1 protein-coding gene (cut by a window edge) is annotated in these 21,088 nt (G+C 70.6%); it reads left to right on the forward strand.

What is annotated here, in order from left to right; genetic code table 11:
- Positions 1–21,088 carry the 5' portion of a type I polyketide synthase gene (locus ON19_RS41900; protein WP_169334183.1) on the forward strand. Its footprint extends 533 nt past the window's final position, so the window shows 21,088 of its 21,621 coding nt (coding positions 1–21,088); its start codon is at positions 1–3; its stop codon lies off the right edge, out of view.

The raw sequence follows: 21,088 nt of genomic DNA on the forward strand, positions 1-21,088 counted from the left end.
ATGTCAGATGATGGGTACGACCTACGGGTCTTGCTGACGCGGGCACTCCGCCGAATTCAGGAGTTGGAGGCAGGGCCGCAGCGCGAGCCGATCGCCATCGTCGGGATCGGCTGTCGCTTCCCCGGCGGCGCGGAAAGCCCGCAGCAGTACTGGGAACTGCTGACCACGGGCCGCGACGCGATCGTCGAGGTGCCGGAAAACCGTTGGACCGTAACGGATTCGGCGCCTCGGCGAGCGCGGCGGCGGGCTGGTCTGCTCGCCGGTCCGATCGATGCCATGGATGCGGAGTTCCTCGGCATCGCGCCGCGCGAAGCCGCGGCGATGGATCCGCAGCAGCGGCTGGTCCTGGAAGTCGCTTGGGAGGCAATGGAAGACGCCGCCCTGATCCCGGACGGCCCGGCCGCGGCGCGCACCGGCGTGTTTCTCGGTGTCAGCTGGCAGGAATACCAGCGCACGATCACACCGGACTGGGTGAGCTCGGTGGACGCGCACACCCTCACCGGGACGATGTCGAGCATCGTGGCCGGGCGGGTGTCCTACGTGCTCGGGTTGCGCGGTCCCGCGGTGGCGATCGACACGGCGTGTTCGTCGTCGCTGGTGGCGGTGCACCAGGCGTGCCGCAGTCTGCGCGCGGGGGAGTGCGACGTGGCGTTGGCAGGCGGGGTGAATCTGCTGCAATCCGAGCTCACCTCGGAGGCGCTGGCCCGAATGGGGGCGCTCTCACCGGACGGCCACTGCCGTCCCTTCGACGCGCGGGCGAATGGGTATGTGCGCGGCGAGGGCGCGGGAGTCGTTGTCCTGAAGACACTTTCGCGCGCGGTCGCCGACGGTGACGCGATCAGGGCGATCATCCGGGGATCGAGCGTGAACCACGACGGCCGGTCCATGGGGTTGACCGCGCCGAACCCGACGGCGCAGCGCGAACTGCTGCGCGATGCCCTGAGCGACGCCGGCTGCGCCGCCGATCTGGTCGGCTACGTCGAGACGCATGGCACGGGCACGCCGCTCGGGGATCCGATCGAGATCGAGGCGTTGTCCAAAGTTCTTGGCGCGCCGCGGGCGAATGGCTCGGTGTGCCTGCTCGGTTCGGTCAAGTCGCAGATCGGTCACCTCGAGGCGGCCGCAGGCGTCGCCGGGCTGATCAAGGTGGTGCTGCAACTGGAGCACGAACGCATCCCGCGCCAGCACGATTTCGCCACGATGAACCCCAAGATCGCGCTGGACGGCACGGCGCTGGCGGTACCGACCCGCGATGTCGAGTGGCCGCGCACCGACCGGCCGCGGCTGGCCGGGGTCAGTTCGTTCGGCTTCGCGGGCACCAACGCGCACGTGGTGCTGGAGCAGGCGCCCGAACCAGCGGCCCGTGCGGAATCGAAACCACCTGTACTGCTTGCACTTTCGTCGCGCACCGCCGCAGCGCTCGACGCGCTGAGCCATCGCTATGCGGAGCATCTCGATCGGCGGGAGATCCCGCTCGCCGATGTCGCCGCCACCGCCGCGCTGGGGCGAACGCATTTCGCCCACCGGCGCGCGGTCGTGGCGCGCACGGCCGAGGAGGCCGCACGCGAACTCGCCGCCTCTGCGGGTCGTTCGACCGACCCGGACTCCGGGGAGCCTCGGGTCGCGATGTTGTTCACCGGACAGGGCGCCCAGTACTCGGGGATGGGTGCGGCACTCGACCGCAAATATCCGGCTTTCCGCGCCGCGCTCGACCGCTGTGAGGAGCTACTCGGGCCGCTTCCCGGCGGCATGGGTTTGCGGTCGGTGCTGTTCGGTGCGAACCAGGAGTTGCTGGTCCGCACCGACTACGCCCAACCGGCCCTGTTCGCGATCGAATGGGCATGCGCCGAACTGTGGTCGTCATTCGGCATCCGGCCGCACGTCGTGCTGGGACACAGCCTCGGTGAGCTGGTGGCCGCGACCGTCGCGGGTGCGTTGGACCTCGCTACCGGGTTGCGTTTGGCAGCCGAGCGCGGTCGGTTGATGCAGGCAGTGGCACAGGAAGGGGCGATGGCGGCAGTGTTCGCCGCGCCCGCGGAGTTCGAAGCGCTGTTGACGGACCCTGCGGCGAGTCTGTCGGTGGCCGCGGTCAACGGTCCCGGGCAGTTCGTCGTCTCCGGAGCGGTGGACGCGGTGGGCCAGGTGCTGCGAGCAGCCGAGCAACGATCGATTCGCACCGTGCGGCTGCCCGGTACGACGGCGTTTCACTCGCCCCTGCTGGATCCGATACTGGACGACTTCCAGGCGCGGGTCGCCGAGTTGGTGCCCACCCCGCGTGCGGCGGCGATTGCGCTGGTGTCGAACGTGACCGGCGCACGGATCGAGGCCCCGATGGATGCCGCGTACTGGCGTGCGCACGCCCGCGGCACCGTCCGCTTCGCCGAGGGTGTGCGCTCGGTAGCCGAATTCGGTGTGGATGCCTATCTCGAGGTGGGACCGCATCCGGTGCTGCTGGAGTTCGGCAGGCGAGCCGACCCGGACGCCTTGTGGGTGCCGAGCATGCGCCGTGCGTCCGTGGATGACGAGGTGCTGTTGCGCGGCATCGGCGACCTGTACTGCGCGGGCGCGGCGATCGACTGGAGCGCGGTGGTACCCCCGGACGCGCGGCGGCGCAACGGCCTGCCCACCTACCCTTTCGAACGTGTTCGGATCACCGTGCCGTCCGCGGACACCGGATACCTTGCCGAGCATCGGTTTCGGGATCGCGCGGTGGTGCCCGCGGCGGATCTCGCGCTGCGGGCCTTGCGCGCGGCAGGCGGCGCCGACTACGAGCTGATCGACTTTGTGGCCGCACGGCCGGTGCCGCTGGATGAACTCAGTACGCCACAGGTGTCGGTCCGGGAGGGCCGCACCGAAGTTCGGTTCCCGGTCGACAACGGCAACGTCACGGCGGTGTCCGCGGTGGTTCGAGCCGCCTCGAATCGGCCGCGCGATTCCGGAAGGCTGTCCGCGGCGCGGCTCACGCCGTCCACCGAGTGGGAGACCGACGATTTCTACCGTCGCTGCGCGGATGCCGGGTTGACGTTCGGTCCGCGGTTCCGCTGGATCACTTCGCTGCGGCTGGGCGCCGACAGCGCGCTCGCCGAACTGACGCGCCCGACGGAACTCGCCGGTGAACCGGCCGCCTGGCTGCCGTGCCTGCTCGACGCCGCGGTGCAGACCGGTCTCGCGTTGGTGACCCGCGACGATCGCGCGGCCCAGTTGCCGGTTGGTATCGGCCGTTTGCGCCTGTCCGGGGCGCAGGCGGATGAGCGGGTGTGGGCGCTGGCCGAGCGCACCGGCCGCACGATTCGCATCACCGTCTTCGATACCGCCGACACGGTGATCTGCGATATCGAAGACGTATGGTTCGCCGAGTCCGGCACCGCCGGGCAGTCGCAGGATCGGGATCGCATGTCGCGCTTCACTCATCGTCCGGCCTGGGAACCTGCCGCGGCGGCGCCGCGCGGACAGCGCAACGCCCCGGTGCTGGTGATCGGCGTCGGCCGGCAGGCGGACCGGCTCGCCGCCGCGTTGCGCGCTACCGGCACCGATTCGGTGGCGGTGGAGCGTACGACCGATCCGGCCGTCTGGCCCGGTGACGGCCGCGCGGTGATCTACCTCGCCGATGCCGACTCGGACGACAGTGCCGACGCGGCGCGCACGGAAACGGAATTCGCCCTTGGCGTGGTGCAGGCGATGGCTCGGACGGTCGCCTACGGGCCGCTGCACCTGGTGACCGTGGGCGCGACCGGCGCGTTGCCCGGAGAACCCGTGCGCCCGGCAGCCGCGACGCTGTGGGGGCTGGGCGCGGTGGTGCGCACGGAACTTCCCGAGTTGGGTTGCCGCCTGATCGATCTGCCCGTCGGCGCTCGGTGCGACGACCACCGCCTGGTAGACGAAATCGTCTCGGAGGCAGTGGATTACGCCGTTGCGCTGCGCGGACGCCAGCGGTACACGATGCGTCTGCGGCCTTCCGAGGACCTCGAGGCGGCACCGCGTTTGGATCGCGCTGCGGCGTATTTGATCACCGGCGGGCGTGGAGCGCTGGGGTTGACTGCCGCGCGAATCCTTGCCGAGGCCGGTGCGGGCACCGTGGTGCTGGCCGGTCGCAGCGCCCCGGCTCCGGGGGACGAGCACGAGGTGGCGCGCATCGCCGCCCTGGGTGCGCGCGTCGAGACCGCGGTGGTCGATGTGGCGGACCGGGATGCGCTGTCTCGTTTGATCGGTCGTTTCGGCGGCGAGCTTCCGAGGCTGGCCGGAGTGGTGCATTGCGCGGGCGTGCTGGACGACGCGCTGCTGATCGAGCAGACCTCGGGACACCTCGAGCGGGTGTTCGCGGGCAAGGCGGCGGGCGCTTGGCACCTGCACGAGCTGACCGCCGGACGGGCGCTGGATCTGTTCGTCCTGTTCTCCTCGGTCAGCGCCGTGGTGGGCACCGCCGGACAGGGCAACTACGCCGCGGCGAACGCCTACCTCGATGCCCTGGCTCGCCTGCGCTCGGCGCAAGGGCTGCCTGCTGTGAGCATCGCGTGGGGTCCGTGGGCGGGCACCGGCATGGCTGGGGGACTGAGCGATGCGGCCCGCCGAGCGTGGGTGCGCCATGGCGTCGCCGAATTGGCTGTCGAGGACGGTGCTCGAGCGTTGCGCTCGCTGGTGGCCGCAGAAGGAGTTGTGGCGGTGTTCCCCGCCGTCGCGAATGTCTCCGCGCAGCAGGAAACGATCGGTCAGGTCGATGAGCAGGACGTGCGCGACCCGGCCGAACTGCGGGAACTGGTGCGCGCCCACGCGATGACGACGCTCGGCCGCACCACCGCCGTTGCCGATCGCACGCCGCTGCGCGAACTCGGGCTGGATTCGATGATGGCCGTCGAATTGCGCAACGCGCTCTCCGCCGATCTGGGTGTGCGGCTTCCGGCCACCCTGCTGTTCGATCATCCGACCGTCGCCGCGGTATCCGAGGAGATAGCCAGGCTCAGCGCGAAATCCGCACCCGACCCACGCCGCACGGCACGGGAGCAGGCCGAACAGCGACCGATCACGCACATCTCCGAGCAGCTCACCCCCGCGGTGTACCCGGCCGAACTCCCGGTTACACCTAGTACACCGCACGTGACACAACTCACAGCAGGTGAATCCAGCTCCGCCACCGAGGATTACGCCGACGCGATCGCGATCATCGGCATGGGCTGCCGCTATCCCGGGGGCGTCCGCGGGCCTGCCGACCTCTGGCATCTGCTCACCACCGAAACCGACGCGGTAACCGAGGTGCCCACACACCGTTGGGATGCGGAGGCCTTCTTCGATCCGGACCCTGATGCCGAGGGGAAGACCTATACCCGCTGGGGTGGTTTCGTCGAGGGTGTCGAGGAATTCGACGCCGGATTCTTCGACATCTCCGTGGGCGAGGCACGGATGCTGGACCCTCAGCAGCGGCTGCTGCTGGAAACCTCGTGGGAGGCGCTCGAACACGCCGGTTATCCCGCGAGCCGTCTGGAGGGCAGCCGGACCGGCGTCTTCGTCGGGTTGATGTCCAACGACTACGCCGAACGGATGGCGCGGGCGGATGTCGCCCCCAACGCCTGGTTCGGCACCGGCAACCTGGCCAGCGTCGCCTCCGGACGGCTGTCGTATTTCCTCGGCGTGAACGGTCCGAGCCTCACCATCGACACCGCGTGCTCGTCCTCGCTGGTGACCGTGCATACAGCGGTGCGCAGCCTGCGCAGCGGCGAATGCGATCTCGCCCTGGCAGGCGGGGCCACGGTAGTGCTCACCCCCTCGCTGGACATCTACTTCGCGCGAGCGCGCGGCCTGGCCGCCGACGGCCGGTGCAAGAGCTTCGACGCGCGCGCCGACGGCGTCGTCTGGAGTGACGGCGCGGGAGTGCTCGTGCTCAAGCGACTGGCCGACGCGCAACGGGACGGCGATCGGGTGCTGGGGCTGGTCCGCGGATCAGCGGTCAATTCCGATGGCCGCAGTCAGGGCTTGAGCGCGCCGAACGGTCCTGCGCAGGAACGGGTCATCCGGGCGGCGCTGACGGACGCGGCGGTCGAGGCCGGGGACATCGATTACGTCGAGACGCACGGCACCGGCACCGCGCTCGGCGATCCGATCGAGGTGAACGCGCTCGCCTCCGTGCTGGGGGAGGGCCGCACCGAGACCGCGCCGTTGTGGATCGGTTCGGTGAAGTCGAATCTCGGGCACACCCAGGCCGCGGCGGGCATCGCCAACATCATCAAAGTGATCGAGGCCCTGCGGCACGAGCGCATTCCCGCCTCGCTGCACTTCCGGTCCGGTAATCCGCACATCGACTGGGATTCGGTCGCGATCCGCGTGGCCGCCGAGGAGCGCCCATGGCGGCGCGCACAGCGGCCGCGGCGCGCGGGCGTGAGCGCGTTCGGGATCAGCGGCACGAACGCGCACGTGGTGATCGAAGAAGCACCGCAGGCACCCGAGGCCGCTACCACTGACGATTCCGGACCCCACCTGCTGGTCCTGTCGGCGAAGAACGCTGATGCCCTGGGAGCACTGGCGGCTCGGTATCGGGATCTGCTGGCCGCCCGCCCCGACACGGCGCTGGTGGATCTGTGTGCGTCGGCGGCGGTGGGCCGCACGCATTTCGGCGAGCGGGTGGCGATCGGCTTCGACACCGCCGCACAGCTACGTGCCGTGCTGGAGGACGTCGCCACCGGGAGCACGCCGAGCGGATCGGTCGTCGGGGTGTCGAGTGGCGCGGCCGAGCTGGCCGGTCGTTACGTCGGCGGCGCGGAGATCGACTGGGCGGCGGCGTATTCCGGTCGACCGTGGCGCCGGATCGACCTACCGACCTACCCGTTCCAGCGCAAGCGGCACTGGCTGGAACTCGAGCCCCGCTCCGGCGGCCCCGTCGAATTCACCGCCGCCCAAGCGGCTTCCGCCCAGCCGCCCGAGCAAGAGGCTGCCGAGCCTCGGACATGGCTCACGTCCTCGCGCACCTCGCGACTCACGCCCGAGATGTTCGCAGGGCATCGGCTGCGTGGTGTGCCGACGGTGCCCGCGGCCTGGCTGTGCGCTCGACTGAACGAGATCGCCGCTGAGCTGCCGGGCGCCTGGGAGATCACCGGCCTGCGCCTGGTCACTCCGCTGGACGTCACCGCCGAATCGGTCGTATGGGTCATGCTCGATAGCGGCTCGGACGGCTACGATGTGCGCTTCGTAGGTTCCGACGATGCCCGGACCACCTACGCGCACGCGAAACTCACCGCCGCGCAGACGGCTCCAGCGCAACCGCACGAGCCAGTGGAACACGCTGCGGAGCGCGGGATATGGCCCGGTTATTACGAGACTGTGGCGCGGCTGGGTCTGCACTTGGGGCCCGACTACCGCTGTGCCACCGAGTTCCGGCGGGTCAGCGACACCGACGCGGAGACCGTCTTCCGGTTGCCGCAGAACCCTCCGGCGACGCTCGACCCGATCCTGCTCGATGCGTGCCTGCACAGCATCGTGCTGACCGCCGGTACCGCGGAGGGGTTGTACTTGCCCTCCGGGATAGATCGTGCTCGATTCTTCGGCAGCCCGACTGTCGGGGACACGATCGTCCGCTGCCGGGTACGGGTGACCGAACGCGGCACCCGCGTCATCGTCGGTGACGCCACGCTGTATTCGGCATCGGGGCGACCGCTCGCCAGCTTGCACGGCGTCAGCTTGATCGCGGCGAAATCCGGCCCGGAAGCCGTTGCCGCCGAGCGGGACTCGTCCAGGCTCGCGGGACTGCTGCACCACGTCGAGTGGGTCTCCGCCGAGAGTGCCGCGCCCGCACGGGAGAACGCCGCGGGCCGCTGGCTGATCTTCGCTGACGGGCCGGTCGGCGACGCCGTCGCAAGCGGACTGGTCGCACGCGGAGCTGAGACACTGGTTGTCCGCCCAGAAGATACGGCCTCGCCCTTCGCTGCCACGCATTCGGTGCACGGCATCGTCTTCGCGTGGAGCGCGGCGCCCGCGCAGACCCGCGTCGAAGCTGCCCTGGAGTTGACGCGCGCACTGGACTCGGCAGCCCACCGGCCCGCGGCGCTGTGGTTACTGACCGTGAACGCCCAGCGCGTCACCCCCGCCGACCGGCCGGATCCCGATCAGGCTCTCATGTGGGGTTTCGGTCGCACGCTGGCCACCGAGCACCCGGAGTTCGGGTGCCGATTGCTGGACGTGCCCGCCGAACTCGGCCAGGACAGCGCGCCGATCGTCGAGGGCTTGCTGGGCGGGCGCGCCGCCGGTGAGTTCGCGATCCGCGACGGCCGTTGGCTGACGGCTCGGCTCGCCGACGGCCCCGCACCTTCGGACGACTACCGGCTGGTCGCGCACCGTTCCGGCGATTTCGACCGGATGCGCTGGGAGCCCGGCGCGCGACGCGCACCAGGAGCCGGAGAGGTCGAGATCGCTGTCGCCGCCACCGGACTCAATGCCCGTGACTTGTGGGTGGCCTCGGGGCTGCATCCCGACGGTGCGGTGCCGTTGGGGGCGGAATGCGCGGGCCGGATCACCGCGATTGGGGCGGAGGTCCAGGGTTTCGCGGTCGGTGATCGTGTCGTCGCCTTGGCGGGGGACTGTTTCTCCCGTCACGTGACTGTCGACCAGGCCATGGTGGCACCGCTGCCGGAACGCCTCGCGTTCGCCGAAGGGGCGACCGCGCCGTACGCGTTCACCACGGCCTGGTACGCGCTGTTCGACGTCGGCGGCGTTAGCGCCGGGGACCGTGTGCTCGTGCACGGGTCGGCCGAGGGCGTCGGCATGGCCACGGTGCAGCTCGCCGCGCACGCCGGGGCGCAGGTATTCGCGACCGCCGCCCTGTGTCGGTGGGCGCGCAACGCGGGAGTTCCAGTCACGCAGATCGATACCTGGCACCACGACGTGGGCGAACACGTCCGGGCGGCGACCGCGGGGCACGGCATGGATGTCGTCGTGCACACCCTGGGGGACGACTTCGCCGCGCAGGCCGTCGGCATACTGCGCCCGGACGGCCGACTCGTGGACGTCGTCGACCCGGTACAGCGGCAATCCGCCCACCGCAGCGGCGAGGTCGACCATCGCGAGTTCGATCCGGCCGCTGCCGACCCACGGCGGCTCGGGGAGATCCTGCGCAGCGTCATGGCGCTGTTCGAGCAACATGCACTCGATGCGCTGCCGCACGCGGTGCACGGAATCGATCGTGCCGCGGAGGCGTTTCGCGCCATGTCGCACCGGAACCATCCCGGCCGCATCGTCCTGCTCGGCGCAGACACCCCGACCGCCGCGGGTGGTGATCGGTCGAGCGATGGCACCTACCTGGTGACCGGCGGGTTCGGTGGTCTCGGCGCCGCGGCCGCGCGATGGCTGGTGGACCGTGGAGCCCGGCATCTCGTGCTGGTCGGCCGCCGTGCGCCGGATGCGGCAGGTGCGCAGCTGCTGGAATCACTGCGCGCCGGCGGCGCCCGGGTGACGGCGCACCAAGCCGATGTCGGCGACCGCGCGTCCGTCGCGGCACTGCTGGGCACCATCGCGGAGTCCGGCTTCCCGCCCTTGCATGGCGTGGTCCACTGCGCGGGAGTGCTCGACGACGGAGTGGTGACCGAGCAGACCTGGTCGCGATTCGAGACCGTGTTGCGGCCCAAATATCAGGCGGCGCTGCACCTCGATGAGCTCACCCGCGACCAGCCGCTGGAACTGTTCGTCACCTATTCGTCCGTCGCGGGCGTGCTCGGAACCCCCGGTCAAGCGAACTATGCCGCCGCGAACGCGGCCTTGGACGCGCTGGCTTGGCGGCGGCAGGCCGAGGGACTGCCCGCGCTGAGTATCGCGTGGGGACCGTTCGCCGATGTGGGCATGGCCGCCGGCCGCGCCGAGGTCACCGCGCGGCTCACCCGGCGTGGTCTGCCGCCGCTGTACGAGGGCGATGCCGTCGCGGCGCTGAGTCATCTCGTTCGGCACGACAGCACCGCTCCGGGCGTCTTCGGTTTCGTGCCGGAACGGTGGTACGCCAACCGCTCGCCGCAGGTCGCGGCGCTGTCGGCACCACTGCCGACCGAGCCGCCGCCGTCGCCGCAACTCCGGCCTGCGTCGAACGATGTCGCGCCCTGGGAGGCGCTCGTGCAGCGCGTCGCGATGCGGGTATTGGACCGCGCGAGCGAACTCGACCCGGATCTGCCGCTGCACGACACCGGAGTCGACTCCCTGACCGGGATGGAGTTGCGCGCCGCGCTGGCCGCGGAGATCGGGATGCCGCTGCCGGCCGGGCTAGTCTTCGACTACCCGACCGTCCGCGACATCGCGCGGTTCCTGCACCGTAAGGGCGCGCCCACCGGGGGCGACGCGGCTGGGTCGGCCGAAACCGTGGAGGACATCCGTCCTGCGGCAGACATCTCGACCGCCTCGGAAACTCCGCCACCGAAACCGTCTGTGCAGCAGCCCAGTTCACCTCTGTGGGTATCGAACGACTCGGAGAACGACCAGACCGAGTCCGACGACGACCCGATCGTCATCGTCGGGATGAGCTGCCGCTTTCCCGGCGGGGTGCGCACACCCGAGGCCTTCTGGGATCTGCTGTGGCAGGGCCGCGACGCGATCACCGAGGTGCCGCCGCAGCGCTGGGACATCGACGCCTACTACGACCCCGATCCGGCGGCCTTGGGCCGCATGTACACCCGCTGGGGCGGTTTCGTCGACGGTGCGGACGAGTTCGATCCCGCGTTCTTCGGTATCGGCGCGGCGGAAGCGCGCGCGATGGACCCGCAGCAGCGCCTGCTGCTCGAGACCAGCTGGGAGGCGCTGGAGCGCTCCGGCCGCGCACCCGGCGGTCTGGCCGGCAGCCGCACCGGCGTGTACGTCGGCCTGTGCTTCAGCGAGTACCCGGGCACGCCGACTCAGGCCGCCCACCCGACCGCGATCGGCGCCTACTCCGTCATCGGATCGGCGCCGAGCGTCGCGGCCGGGCGACTGGCCTACGTGCTCGGGCTGCAAGGCCCGGCGATGACGCTGGACACGGCCTGCTCCTCGTCGCTGGTGGCGCTGCAATCGGCCTGGGACGGGTTGCGCGCGGGTCGCTGCGATCTGGCGCTGGTGGGCGGTGTCAACCTGCAACTGGCCCCGGAGACCACCATCGGCTTCTGCCGTCTGGCTTCACTGTCGCCCGACGGACGGTCGCGGGCGTTCGACGCCGACGCCAACGGCTATGTCCGCGCCGACGGCTGCGGCGTGCTGGTACTGACCCGGCTGTCGGAAGCCCGCCGCAGCGGCGATCGGGTGCTGGCCGTGGTGCGTGGCGTCGCGGTGAATCACGATGGACGGTCCAACGGTCTCACCGCGCCCAATGGCCCCGCCCAGCAACGCGTCATCACCGACGCACTGGACCGGGCGGGTATGCGGCCGGACGCAGTGGATTATGTCGAGGCACACGGCACCGGCACCCCGCTCGGCGACCCGATCGAGGCCACCGCACTGGCCGAGGTGTACGGCGCGGGGCGCACACAGCCCCTGCTCATCGGATCGGTCAAGACCAATATCGGGCACACCGAGGGCGCGGCCGGTGTCGCGGGAGTCATCAAGGCAGTGCTCATGCTGCAACACCGCCGGATTCCGCCGAGCTTGCATTTCCGCACACCGAACCCACTGATCGATTGGGCAGGATTGCCGCTCGAAGTCGTCGGCGAGGCGCGGGAGTTGCCCCGGACCGGGCACCGACCGGCGATCGGGGTCAGCTCGTTCGGCATGAGCGGTACCAACGCGCACGTCATCGTGGCGGAGGGTGACCCCGCTCCCGCCCCGCGACCGGAATCGCCGACCGCGCAGGTGCTCGCGCTCTCCGCACGCGACGAATCCGCCCTCGCCGACCTCGCCCAGCTCTGGGCGAACGAAACTGCCTCGGCGCGTGTGTCTCTCGGGGATCTGGCCTACACCGCAGCTACCGCGCGAACGCATTTCGAGCAGCGGCTCGCGGTCGTCGCCGCGACCGGCGACGACGCCGCGCGAGACCTGCGGGACCGGCCGCCGACTCTGCTCCGCGGCCGGGTGGAGCGGACATCGAAAGCGAAGGTGGCGCTGCTGTTCACCGGACAGGGAGCTCAGTACCCCGGCATGGCGCGCGAGCTGTTCGACTCCGAACCGGTCTTCCGCGCGGCGCTGCGGCACTGCGACGCGGTGCTGGGCCCGATCGAGGACGGCATCGGGCTGATCGACGCCGTGTACGGCGAGCACGGTCCCGAGCTGCTGCGTCGCACGGTGTTCACCCAGCCGGTGTTGTTCGCCGTCGAATGGGCGTTGTGGGAGCTGTGGCGGTCGTGGGGAATCGCCCCGGCCGCGGTGCTCGGGCACAGTGTCGGCGAGTACGTCGCGGCCTGCGCGGCGGGCGCCATGGCCATGGAGGACGCTCTGCGACTTGTCGCCGTGCGCGGCAGACTGATGCAGCGCCTGCCGGACGGGGGCGGGATGCTGGCCGTCGACGCGCCCGCCGAGCAGGTCTCGCCGCTGGTCGCGCGATATGAACCCGCGGCGTCGATCGCCGGGTACAACGGACCGGCCCAGGTGGTGGTCGCCGGAACACACAGTTCGCTCGATCTGCTTCGAAAAGAACTGTCCGAACAGGGTTTCCGCACCGCGGACCTGACCGTCTCGCACGCTTTCCATTCGGCGGCGATGGATCCGATCCTCGACGACCTCGCCGTGGCGGCGGCGCGCGCCACGATGACCGATCCCACGATTCCGCTCGTATCGAACCTCACCGGGGCACCGCTGCGTGCGGGGGAGCTCACCCCGGAGTACTGGGCGCGGCATGCGCGTCAGCCGGTGCGCTTCGCTCAGGGCATGCGCGCCATGGCCGAGCTGGGAATCGATGTGTTCCTCGAGATCGGGCCACAGCCGACGTTGTCCGCGCTCGGCAAGCGAGTGCTGGGAGATTCGGCACGGTTCGTCGCGTCGTTGCGACGCGGACGCGGCGACCGCGAGACGATGATGACGGCGCTCGGCCACCTGTACGTCGGGGGCGTGCCGGTGGACTGGGAGCAGGTCCACCGCCCGCACAACCGCCGGCGCGTCCTCGCTCCCACGTACCCCTTCCAGCGGCAACGTTATTGGGTCGAGGCCCGGTCGGAAGCCGCGCTCGCGGCACCCGGCAGCGCCGCCGAAGGGCACCCGGTCCTTACGGCGCGCGCCGCTGACGTGCTTTCGGAACAGAACTCCGTAACCACCGGGGATGCGGACCACACACAACGATCCGGCGACGCCCCAACCTCGGCCCTGCGCGTCTTCACCGCATGGGACTCGAATGTGCGTCCAGATGGCGCGCTTCCGCAGCCGGGTGCCACACCGACCGATCCGACGCGACTCGCAGAGGTGCTTCCCGCTCCGCGCGTCACTCACGGCAGCACAACGCATTTCGATGTGACCCTCGCACCGGACTCCCCACGCTATCTGGCCGACCATGTGGTCGATCGGGCTGTGGTCGTTCCGGGCGCCTGGTTCGTCGCGACCATCGCCGACACCGCGCGCGAACTCCTCGCCGGTGACGTCGTCGCGCTCGACGACCTGGTGATCACCAGCGGTCTCGCGCTGACCGGGCCGCAGCCGGTGCGGGTGAGCTTCGAGCCGACCACCGACGGAATGGCGGTGCAGGTCACGACCGAAGGCGCAGGCCACCACGCGCGCGCCCACGTTCTCACGGGTCCGCACCGGATTCCGGACGGTCCCAGCCCGGCGCAGGTCCTTCAAGGTTGCCCGGAAACTCTTGCCGGAAGCGACTTCTATCAACTGCTGGCCCAGGCGGGTCTGCCTTATGGCCCCGCGTTCCGCCGTGTCGTCGATGTGCGCTTCGGCCCGCGCGAAGCCCTGGTGACGTTGTCGGACCCCGACACCGACGCCGATGCGGGCCTGGTGCACCCGGTTCTGCTGGACGCGGCGTTCCAAGCCACATACGCGGCGATGTCGCCGCGAGCAGGCGAGCAGACCTGGGTGCCGTTCGCCGTGGACCGGGTATTCGTCTCGGCCGCCGCGGGCACCGTTCGATTCGGCCATGTGCGCGTCGTCGAGCAGACGCCACAGCTGTGCGTCGCCGATGTTCGACTGCTCGATGAGGAGGGTTGCCCGGTGGTGGTCGCGAACGGACTGCGAGTGATGCCGACACCGGACGGGCAAACTTCTGCCCGTGCGTCCAGTGACCGGATCGTCGCGGACACCTACCGGATCGACTGGCGGGAAGCCGAATCGGCGCAGCCCGCCGCCGCGACCGGACGCTGGCTGATCATCGGAGCGGCTGGAGACTTCACCGACGGACTCGCCGACGCCTTACGGGCCCGCGGTGCGGACTGCGCGCTTGCCCGGCCCGGCCGCGGTTTCGGGTTTCGTGCCGAGAACGAGTTCAAGGTCGACTTGGATTCGCCTGCGGCGGTGCGCGCACTGCTCGGCGCGGCCGGCGACGCACGCACACCGCTGCGCGGGATCGTCTTCGCGAGCGCGCTGTCGGCCGATGATGCGCCCGCACCGGTCCGCGCCGAGCGTCTGGTGGCGAGTGCGCTGCATCTGATGCAGGCCGCGGCACTGGCGGGCGAGCCGGCGGTGTGGCTGCTCACACGGCACGGGCAGCGGGTCGATTCCGCCGATCGGGTGGCGCCGGAGCATTCCGCACTGTGGGGTTTCGCCCGCAGCGCGCAGCTCGAGCACCGCGAAATCGGTTGCCGCCTCCTCGATCTCGATTACCTGACCGATATCCACGCCGTGGTCGACGCGCTGGTCACCCCTGCTGCCCCGGGTCAGCTCGCGCTGCGCCAGGGACGTCGGCGGGTGCCGCGGCTCGTGCCGATGGACACCGTCCCCGGCGGTTTCCCGGCCGGTTCCGGCGTGGGGCAGACCGTGCTGATCACCGGTGGTCTCGGCGGTGTGGGCTTGCGGCTGGCTCGCTGGTTCGTCGAACGCGGATGGCCGGATCTGGTGCTCGCCGCACGGTCGGCACCGGATGCCCGGGCAGAGTCGGTCATCGCCGAACTGCGAGGGCGTGGAGCGCGGATCCGGATGCGGTCACTCGACGTCGCCGATCGTGCTGCCGTGGCGGACACGCTGGACTGGATCGACCGCGAACTGCCACCACTGGCCGGGGTGGTGCATTTGGCCGGGGTACTCGATGACGGGGTGATCGCCGAGCAGACAGCCGAGCGGTTCGGGCAGGTGCTGGCGCCGAAGACGTTCGGAGCTTGGCATCTTCACGAGCTGACCGCGTCTCGGTCCTTGCGTTTCTTCCTGCTGTTCTCCTCCGCGGCGGGAGTGGTCGGTCTACCGGGCCAGTCGAGCTACGGCGCCGCCAACGCCTTCCTCGACGGGGTGGCCGAGTTGCGGAGTGCGTCGGGCTCGCCCGCGCTGTCGATCGCGTGGGGTCCGTGGGCGCAGACCGGAATGGTCGAGCGGCTCAGCAGCGGCGCGGTGCAGCGGCTGGCCCGGCGCGGCTACGGCATGCTGCACCCCGAGCGCGCGCTCGATGCTCTCACCCACCTGATCGATGCCACGGCGGCCGGTGCGGTCACCACGATGCCACTCGCCCTGTCGGAAGTGGCCGGGGCGGACCTGCCTGAGGTGCTGTTGGATCGGGTCGCGCCGATGCCCGCGGCCTCCGCGAACGTCTCCGCCGCGGGCAATGGCTCGGACCTGTCCGCCCGAACGGAGGCGCTGGTGCGGCGCTGCCTCGGGCTGGCACCCGACGCGGATCTCGATCGGCCGCTGCACGAACTCGGGCTGGATTCGGTCGCGGCCCTCGAGATCCGCGACGAACTGTCGCGCTCGAGCGGGCACCGGTTGCCCGCCACGCTGGCCTTCGAGTACCCCACACCGCGCGCGGTCGTCGGCCTGCTGGTGCGGTTGGCGTCGGCTGGGGAGTTGCCGACCAGGGTTCGGAGCGAGTCACCCGAGCGCACGGCGGCGCGACTGTCCGTACCCACGGTGGACGCCGCCGCGGCATCAGCGGTCGCCTCGGCCCCACCGAACGCAGCCGTAGCCGCCACCCGGCGGCAGGCGTCGGACAGCGGAATCACCGCGGTCGAGAACGAGCCCGACACCTACAGTGCGTCGCCTCCTGTCGAGCGCCCGCAGGTCGATGACCGGAAGTACGCACACGAGCCGGTGGCCCGAGAAGCAGCGGCCGACTCGTTCGCGTCGGCTGCGACACCGACCGTGCCCGCCGCAATGCCCGGCTCGGATTCCGGCCATCACGTCGACGCGGTAGGGGATATCGCGATCGTGGGTGTCAGCGGGCGCTACCCGGGCGCGGACGGGCTCGACGACTATTGGCGGGTGCTGGTCGAGGGACGCGACTGCGTCACCGAGATCCCGCCGCAGCGCTGGGACCACACACGCTATTTCGTCCCGGACCGGCACAACCCGTTCACCTCCTACACCAAGTGGGGCGGGTTCCTCGACGACGTCGACTGTTTCGATCCGCTGTTCTTCGCCATCTCGCCGCGTGAGGCGGAGATCCTGGACCCGCAGGAGCGGCTGTTCCTGCAAACCGCCTGGGCCGCGTTGGAAGACGCCGGACATTCCCGCGCCGACCTGGCCCGGGGCGGCCTGCGGCCGGAGCAAGCCGGTGTGTTCGTCGGCGTCATGTGGGGCACCTACCAGATGTTCGGGGCGGAGGAATCGCGGCTCGGGCGCGGCACGCTGCCCGGGTCGACGTTCTGGAGCATCCCGAACCGTGTGTCGCACGCCTTGGATTTCCAAGGGCCCAGCATGGCGGTGGACACGGCGTGCTCGTCCTCGCTCACCGCCTTGCACCTGGCCTGCCAGAGCATCCGCACCGGCGAATGCCGACTGGCGGTGGTCGGCGGCGTCAATTTGTCGCTGCACCCCTACAAGTTCGTCGCGCTCAGCCAGGGTCAGTTCGCCTCCACCGACGGACGGTGCCGTTCCTTCGGCGCGGGCGGCGACGGATACGTGGCCAGTGAGGGTGTCGGGGCGATGGTGCTGCGGCCGCTGGCCGACGCCGAAGCCGATGGCGACACCATCTACGGCGTCATCAAGGGAACCGCGATCAATCACGGCGGCCGGGTCAACGGATTCACGGTGCCCAACCCCGACGTGCAGGCGGCGGTGATCCGCTCGGCGCTGCGCGTCGGCGGGGTCGACCCGGCATCGGTGTCCTACATCGAGGCGCACGGCACCGGCACCGCCCTGGGCGACCCGATCGAAATCGCGGGTCTGGCCAAGGTCTTCGGCGGCTCCGGCGTGAGCGAGCTGCCCATCGGCTCGGTGAAGTCCAATGTCGGACACCTCGAAGCGGCTGCCGGTGTGGCGGCGCTGACGAAGGTGCTTCTGCAACTGCGCCACGGGACCATCGTGCCGTCGCTGCACGCCACACCACCGAATCCGAATATCGACTTCGCGGCGACACCGTTCCGGATTCCGAGCCGGCCGCTGCCGTGGCCCGGTGGAGATCCGGCGCGGCCGCGCCGTGCGACAGTGAGTTCGTTCGGAGCGGGCGGGGCCAACGCCAACGTGGTGATCGAAGAGTACGTGGACCGCCGAGCGGAGACGCGGTTCAGTGGCGGGCAGGTCGTGCCGGTGTCGGCTCGCGACCCGGAGCGACTCGCGGATTACGTTGCCGCGCTCGACCGTTTCCTCGCCGGACAGCACCCGAACCTCGCCGACCTCGCCTACACCATGCAGGTCGGTCGGCAGGCGGGCCGTGCGCGCGCCGCGTTCGTCGCACGGGACATCGACCAACTGCGCACCGCCGTACGCGCCTGGGTCGATGACGCGCCCGGCGCGAGGTCGTGCCGGGACGCGGCCGAGGATTCCCGGATCGCGCGCTGGCTCGGCGGCGGCGACATCGATTGGACCACCGTCCGCGATCCCGGACCCCGCCGTCGTATCCCCGCGCCGACCTATCCGTTCGCCCGGGAGCGGTACTGGATTCCCGACGTCGTGCCTGGTCCGGCGCCGTCCACACCGGAGGCGCAGTCGGTGTCCACACGGGAGGACACGCCGCTGGCACCACCCGCCCCATCGCACCCGTCCGTACCGGAATCGGGCCCGGTGTCACAGCACCCAACGAACAGGCGGTCGATGTCAGCACGGGAGAACACGCTGCCGGCACCACCCGCGTCGACCCATCCGCACGTGCCGGAACCTGGTTCGGTGTCACCACCGGTAACCGGGCGGCAGTATGCGTCGACGCCGGAGCACATGTCGCAAGTCGACTCGGGGCAACCATCCGCACCGGAAATCACGCCCCCCGCACAACTCGCATCGAGGCAGTGGTCTGGCCCGGAACCAGAAACAACGCCGCTGCCGACGCCCCTGTCAAGTCAACAGCTCGCGCACAAGTACACGCCGCTGCCCCAGGCAGCAACAGCCCCGCCCGCATCGATGCCGCAACTCGCACCAGCCGAACGTCGGTTGCTGGTTCCGGTTTGGCGGGAAGCTCCGCTGCCCAGCGGTGACTCGCGTTTCCCGCGCACCTTGGTTGTCTATGACGCGCGGACCCCGCACTACTTGGTCGAGGCGCTCGCCGCCGCCGGTGATCCGGGCCGTTCGGTGCGGCTGTCGGATCTACCGGGGGATCTGAACCGAAACGACTTCGATGCGGGCGCCGCTCTCGGCCGGGCATTGGCGGCGCGCTATCCCGACACCGACTGCTTGCTCGACCTGTGCGATCTCGTCCCCGCGCCGGCGGGCCGGCCCACCGGCGACCTCGGCCGGATGGGCCTGTACCAGGGTGTGCTCGAGGCGCGCACCGGTTCGCTCACTCTGGTGCACGTCGCCGCCGGGCTTCCCGGCGCAGGCGGTCCGGAGTCCGCGCCGCTGGGCGGGCTGGCCGCCGCGCTGGCCGAGGAAATCCGTGACGTGCGCACCCGCAGCGTGCTCTTCGTCGCCGAGCACGCCACGGTGTGCGCCGAGCCCGCCCGATTGCTGGCGATACTGGGCGCGGAATGCGCCGCCACCGAGGACAGCGCGCCGCGGGTGCAGTATCGCGACGGGGTACGCGAAGCCGTCGAACTGGCGGACGCTTCGGCCCGCGACGGTCTCGTAGTCGATCCCGCCCGCACCTATGTGGTGACCGGCGGCACGCGCGGACTCGGTGCGGAGTTCGCGGCGGCGCTGGTCGAGCGCGGAGCGCGCCGGTTGGCCATCCTCGGCCGGGAACCGCTCCCGCCGGAATCGGAATGGGATCGCGTGACGGCCGAGGCCGGGCCCGTGGCGGAGAAGCTGCGGCGGCTGGTCGAACTGCGGGATCGTGGTGTAGCGGTGCGGACCTACTTCGGCAGCCTTACCGACCAGACGGGTTTGTCCGGCTTCTTCGACACGGTCCGGCGCGAGCTGGGCCCGATCGGCGGTGTGCTGCACTGTGCGGGCAGCGTCTCGACCGAGAGTCCGGCGTTCGTGCGCAAGACCGGGCCGGCCATCGCGACCGTGCTCGAACCCAAACTGGCGGGCACCGCGGTCCTCGCCGACGTGCTGGCCGCCGATCGCCCCGATTTCTTCGTGTTGTTCTCGTCGGTGTCGGCCGTGCTGCCCGGCTTGGCAGTGGGTCTGTCGGACTACGCGATGGCCAACGCGCACCTGGACCGCTTCGCCGAAGCCCAGCACGCCGCCGGGCGGCCCTGGTTCCGGTCGATCAACTGGCCGTCGTTCCGCGACACCGGGTTCGGTGAGGTGACCAGCACGGCCTATCGGGCCACCGGCCTTCCCGCGCTGACCGCCGCGGAGGGATTCGAGCTGCTCGACGCCGCCCTGGGACTGCCCGGCGCTCCAGCCGTCTTGCCGTACTACGGTGCTGCACTGCGCCTTTCGACACGGACGAGTAAGCCGCTGCAGGCGCCGCCGGCACCGGCCGCCGCTCCCACGGCGACGAACGGATCCGCAGCGGCGTACGAGGAACTGCTACGGATCTTCTCCGACGAATTGAAGCTCGCCCCGGCCCGCTTCGAGGGCGACAAACGGTTCGAGGAGTACGGCGCGGACTCGGTGCTGATCGCCTCGGCGGTGCGCCGGATCGAGCAGGTCGTCGGGCAGCCCTTCGACCCGGCGCTGGTGCTGGAATTCCCGACGCTGGACGCGCTGGCGAGTCTGTTGAGCGAGCAGTTCCCCGAACGCTTCGCGGCCGAACCAGCACCGAATCCGTCGCGGACACCGGACGATCCGCCGAGCACAGGCCAGGCCGGAAGGTCACGTCCCAGCACGGCCGCCTGGGCGGCCGACGCCCGCCGTGGCCTAGCGGCCGAGCCCATCGCCGTGATCGGCGTCGGCTGCCGTCTCCCGGGCGGTGACACGCCGGACGCGTTCTGGCGTCTGCTGGCCGCGGGCGAATCCGGCGTCCGCGAGGTGGACCCGGCTCGCTGGGACCCGGCCCGGTTCTACCGCCCGAGCGGCGGCCCGGGTCTGACCAACAGCAAGTGGGGTGGATTCATCGAGGGCGTCGATCTGTTCGATCCGGAGTATTTCGGGGTCACCGACGAACTCGCCTGGCAGATGGACCCGTTGCAGCGGCTGCTGCTCGAAACGTCGGTACTGGCCACCACCGACGCCGGATACCGGCGCGACGAGCTGGCGGGCAAGCGGGTGGGCGTCTACGCCGGTAGCCGGGCGGCGAACTACTTCAACCGGATTCCGGTCGCCGACCGGCACACCATCATCGGCATCGGGCAGAACTTCATCGCCGCGCGCATCTCCGACTATTTCGACTGGCACGCGGGCAATGTCGTGCTCGACAGCGCGTGCTCGTCGTCGCTGCTGTCGGTGCATCTGGCCTGCCAGGCGCTGCGCGCGGGCGAGGTCGACGCCGCGCTGGCCGGTGGTGTGGAGGTGCTGCTCGACGAGATGCTGTTCGTCACCCTGTCGGCGGCGGGTGTGCTCTCGCCGCACGGCCGGTGCGCGACGTTCTCCGAGGACGCCGACGGTTTCGTGCCGGGCGAGGGCGCGGCGCTGCTGATGCTCAAACGGCTCGACGACGCGCTCGCCGACGGCGATCGGGTCTACGCGGTGCTGCGCGGCTCGGCGATCGGCAACGACGGGCACACCATGGGCATCACCACACCCAACATGCGGGCGCAGATCGAAGTGGTCACCGCGGCGCTGGATATGGCGGGCATGTCCCCGGACGCGCTGTCGTATGTCGAGGCGCACGGCA

This window comes from Nocardia abscessus NBRC 100374, assembly GCF_000308455.1.
Classification (GTDB): Bacteria; Actinomycetota; Actinomycetes; order Mycobacteriales; family Mycobacteriaceae; genus Nocardia; species Nocardia abscessus.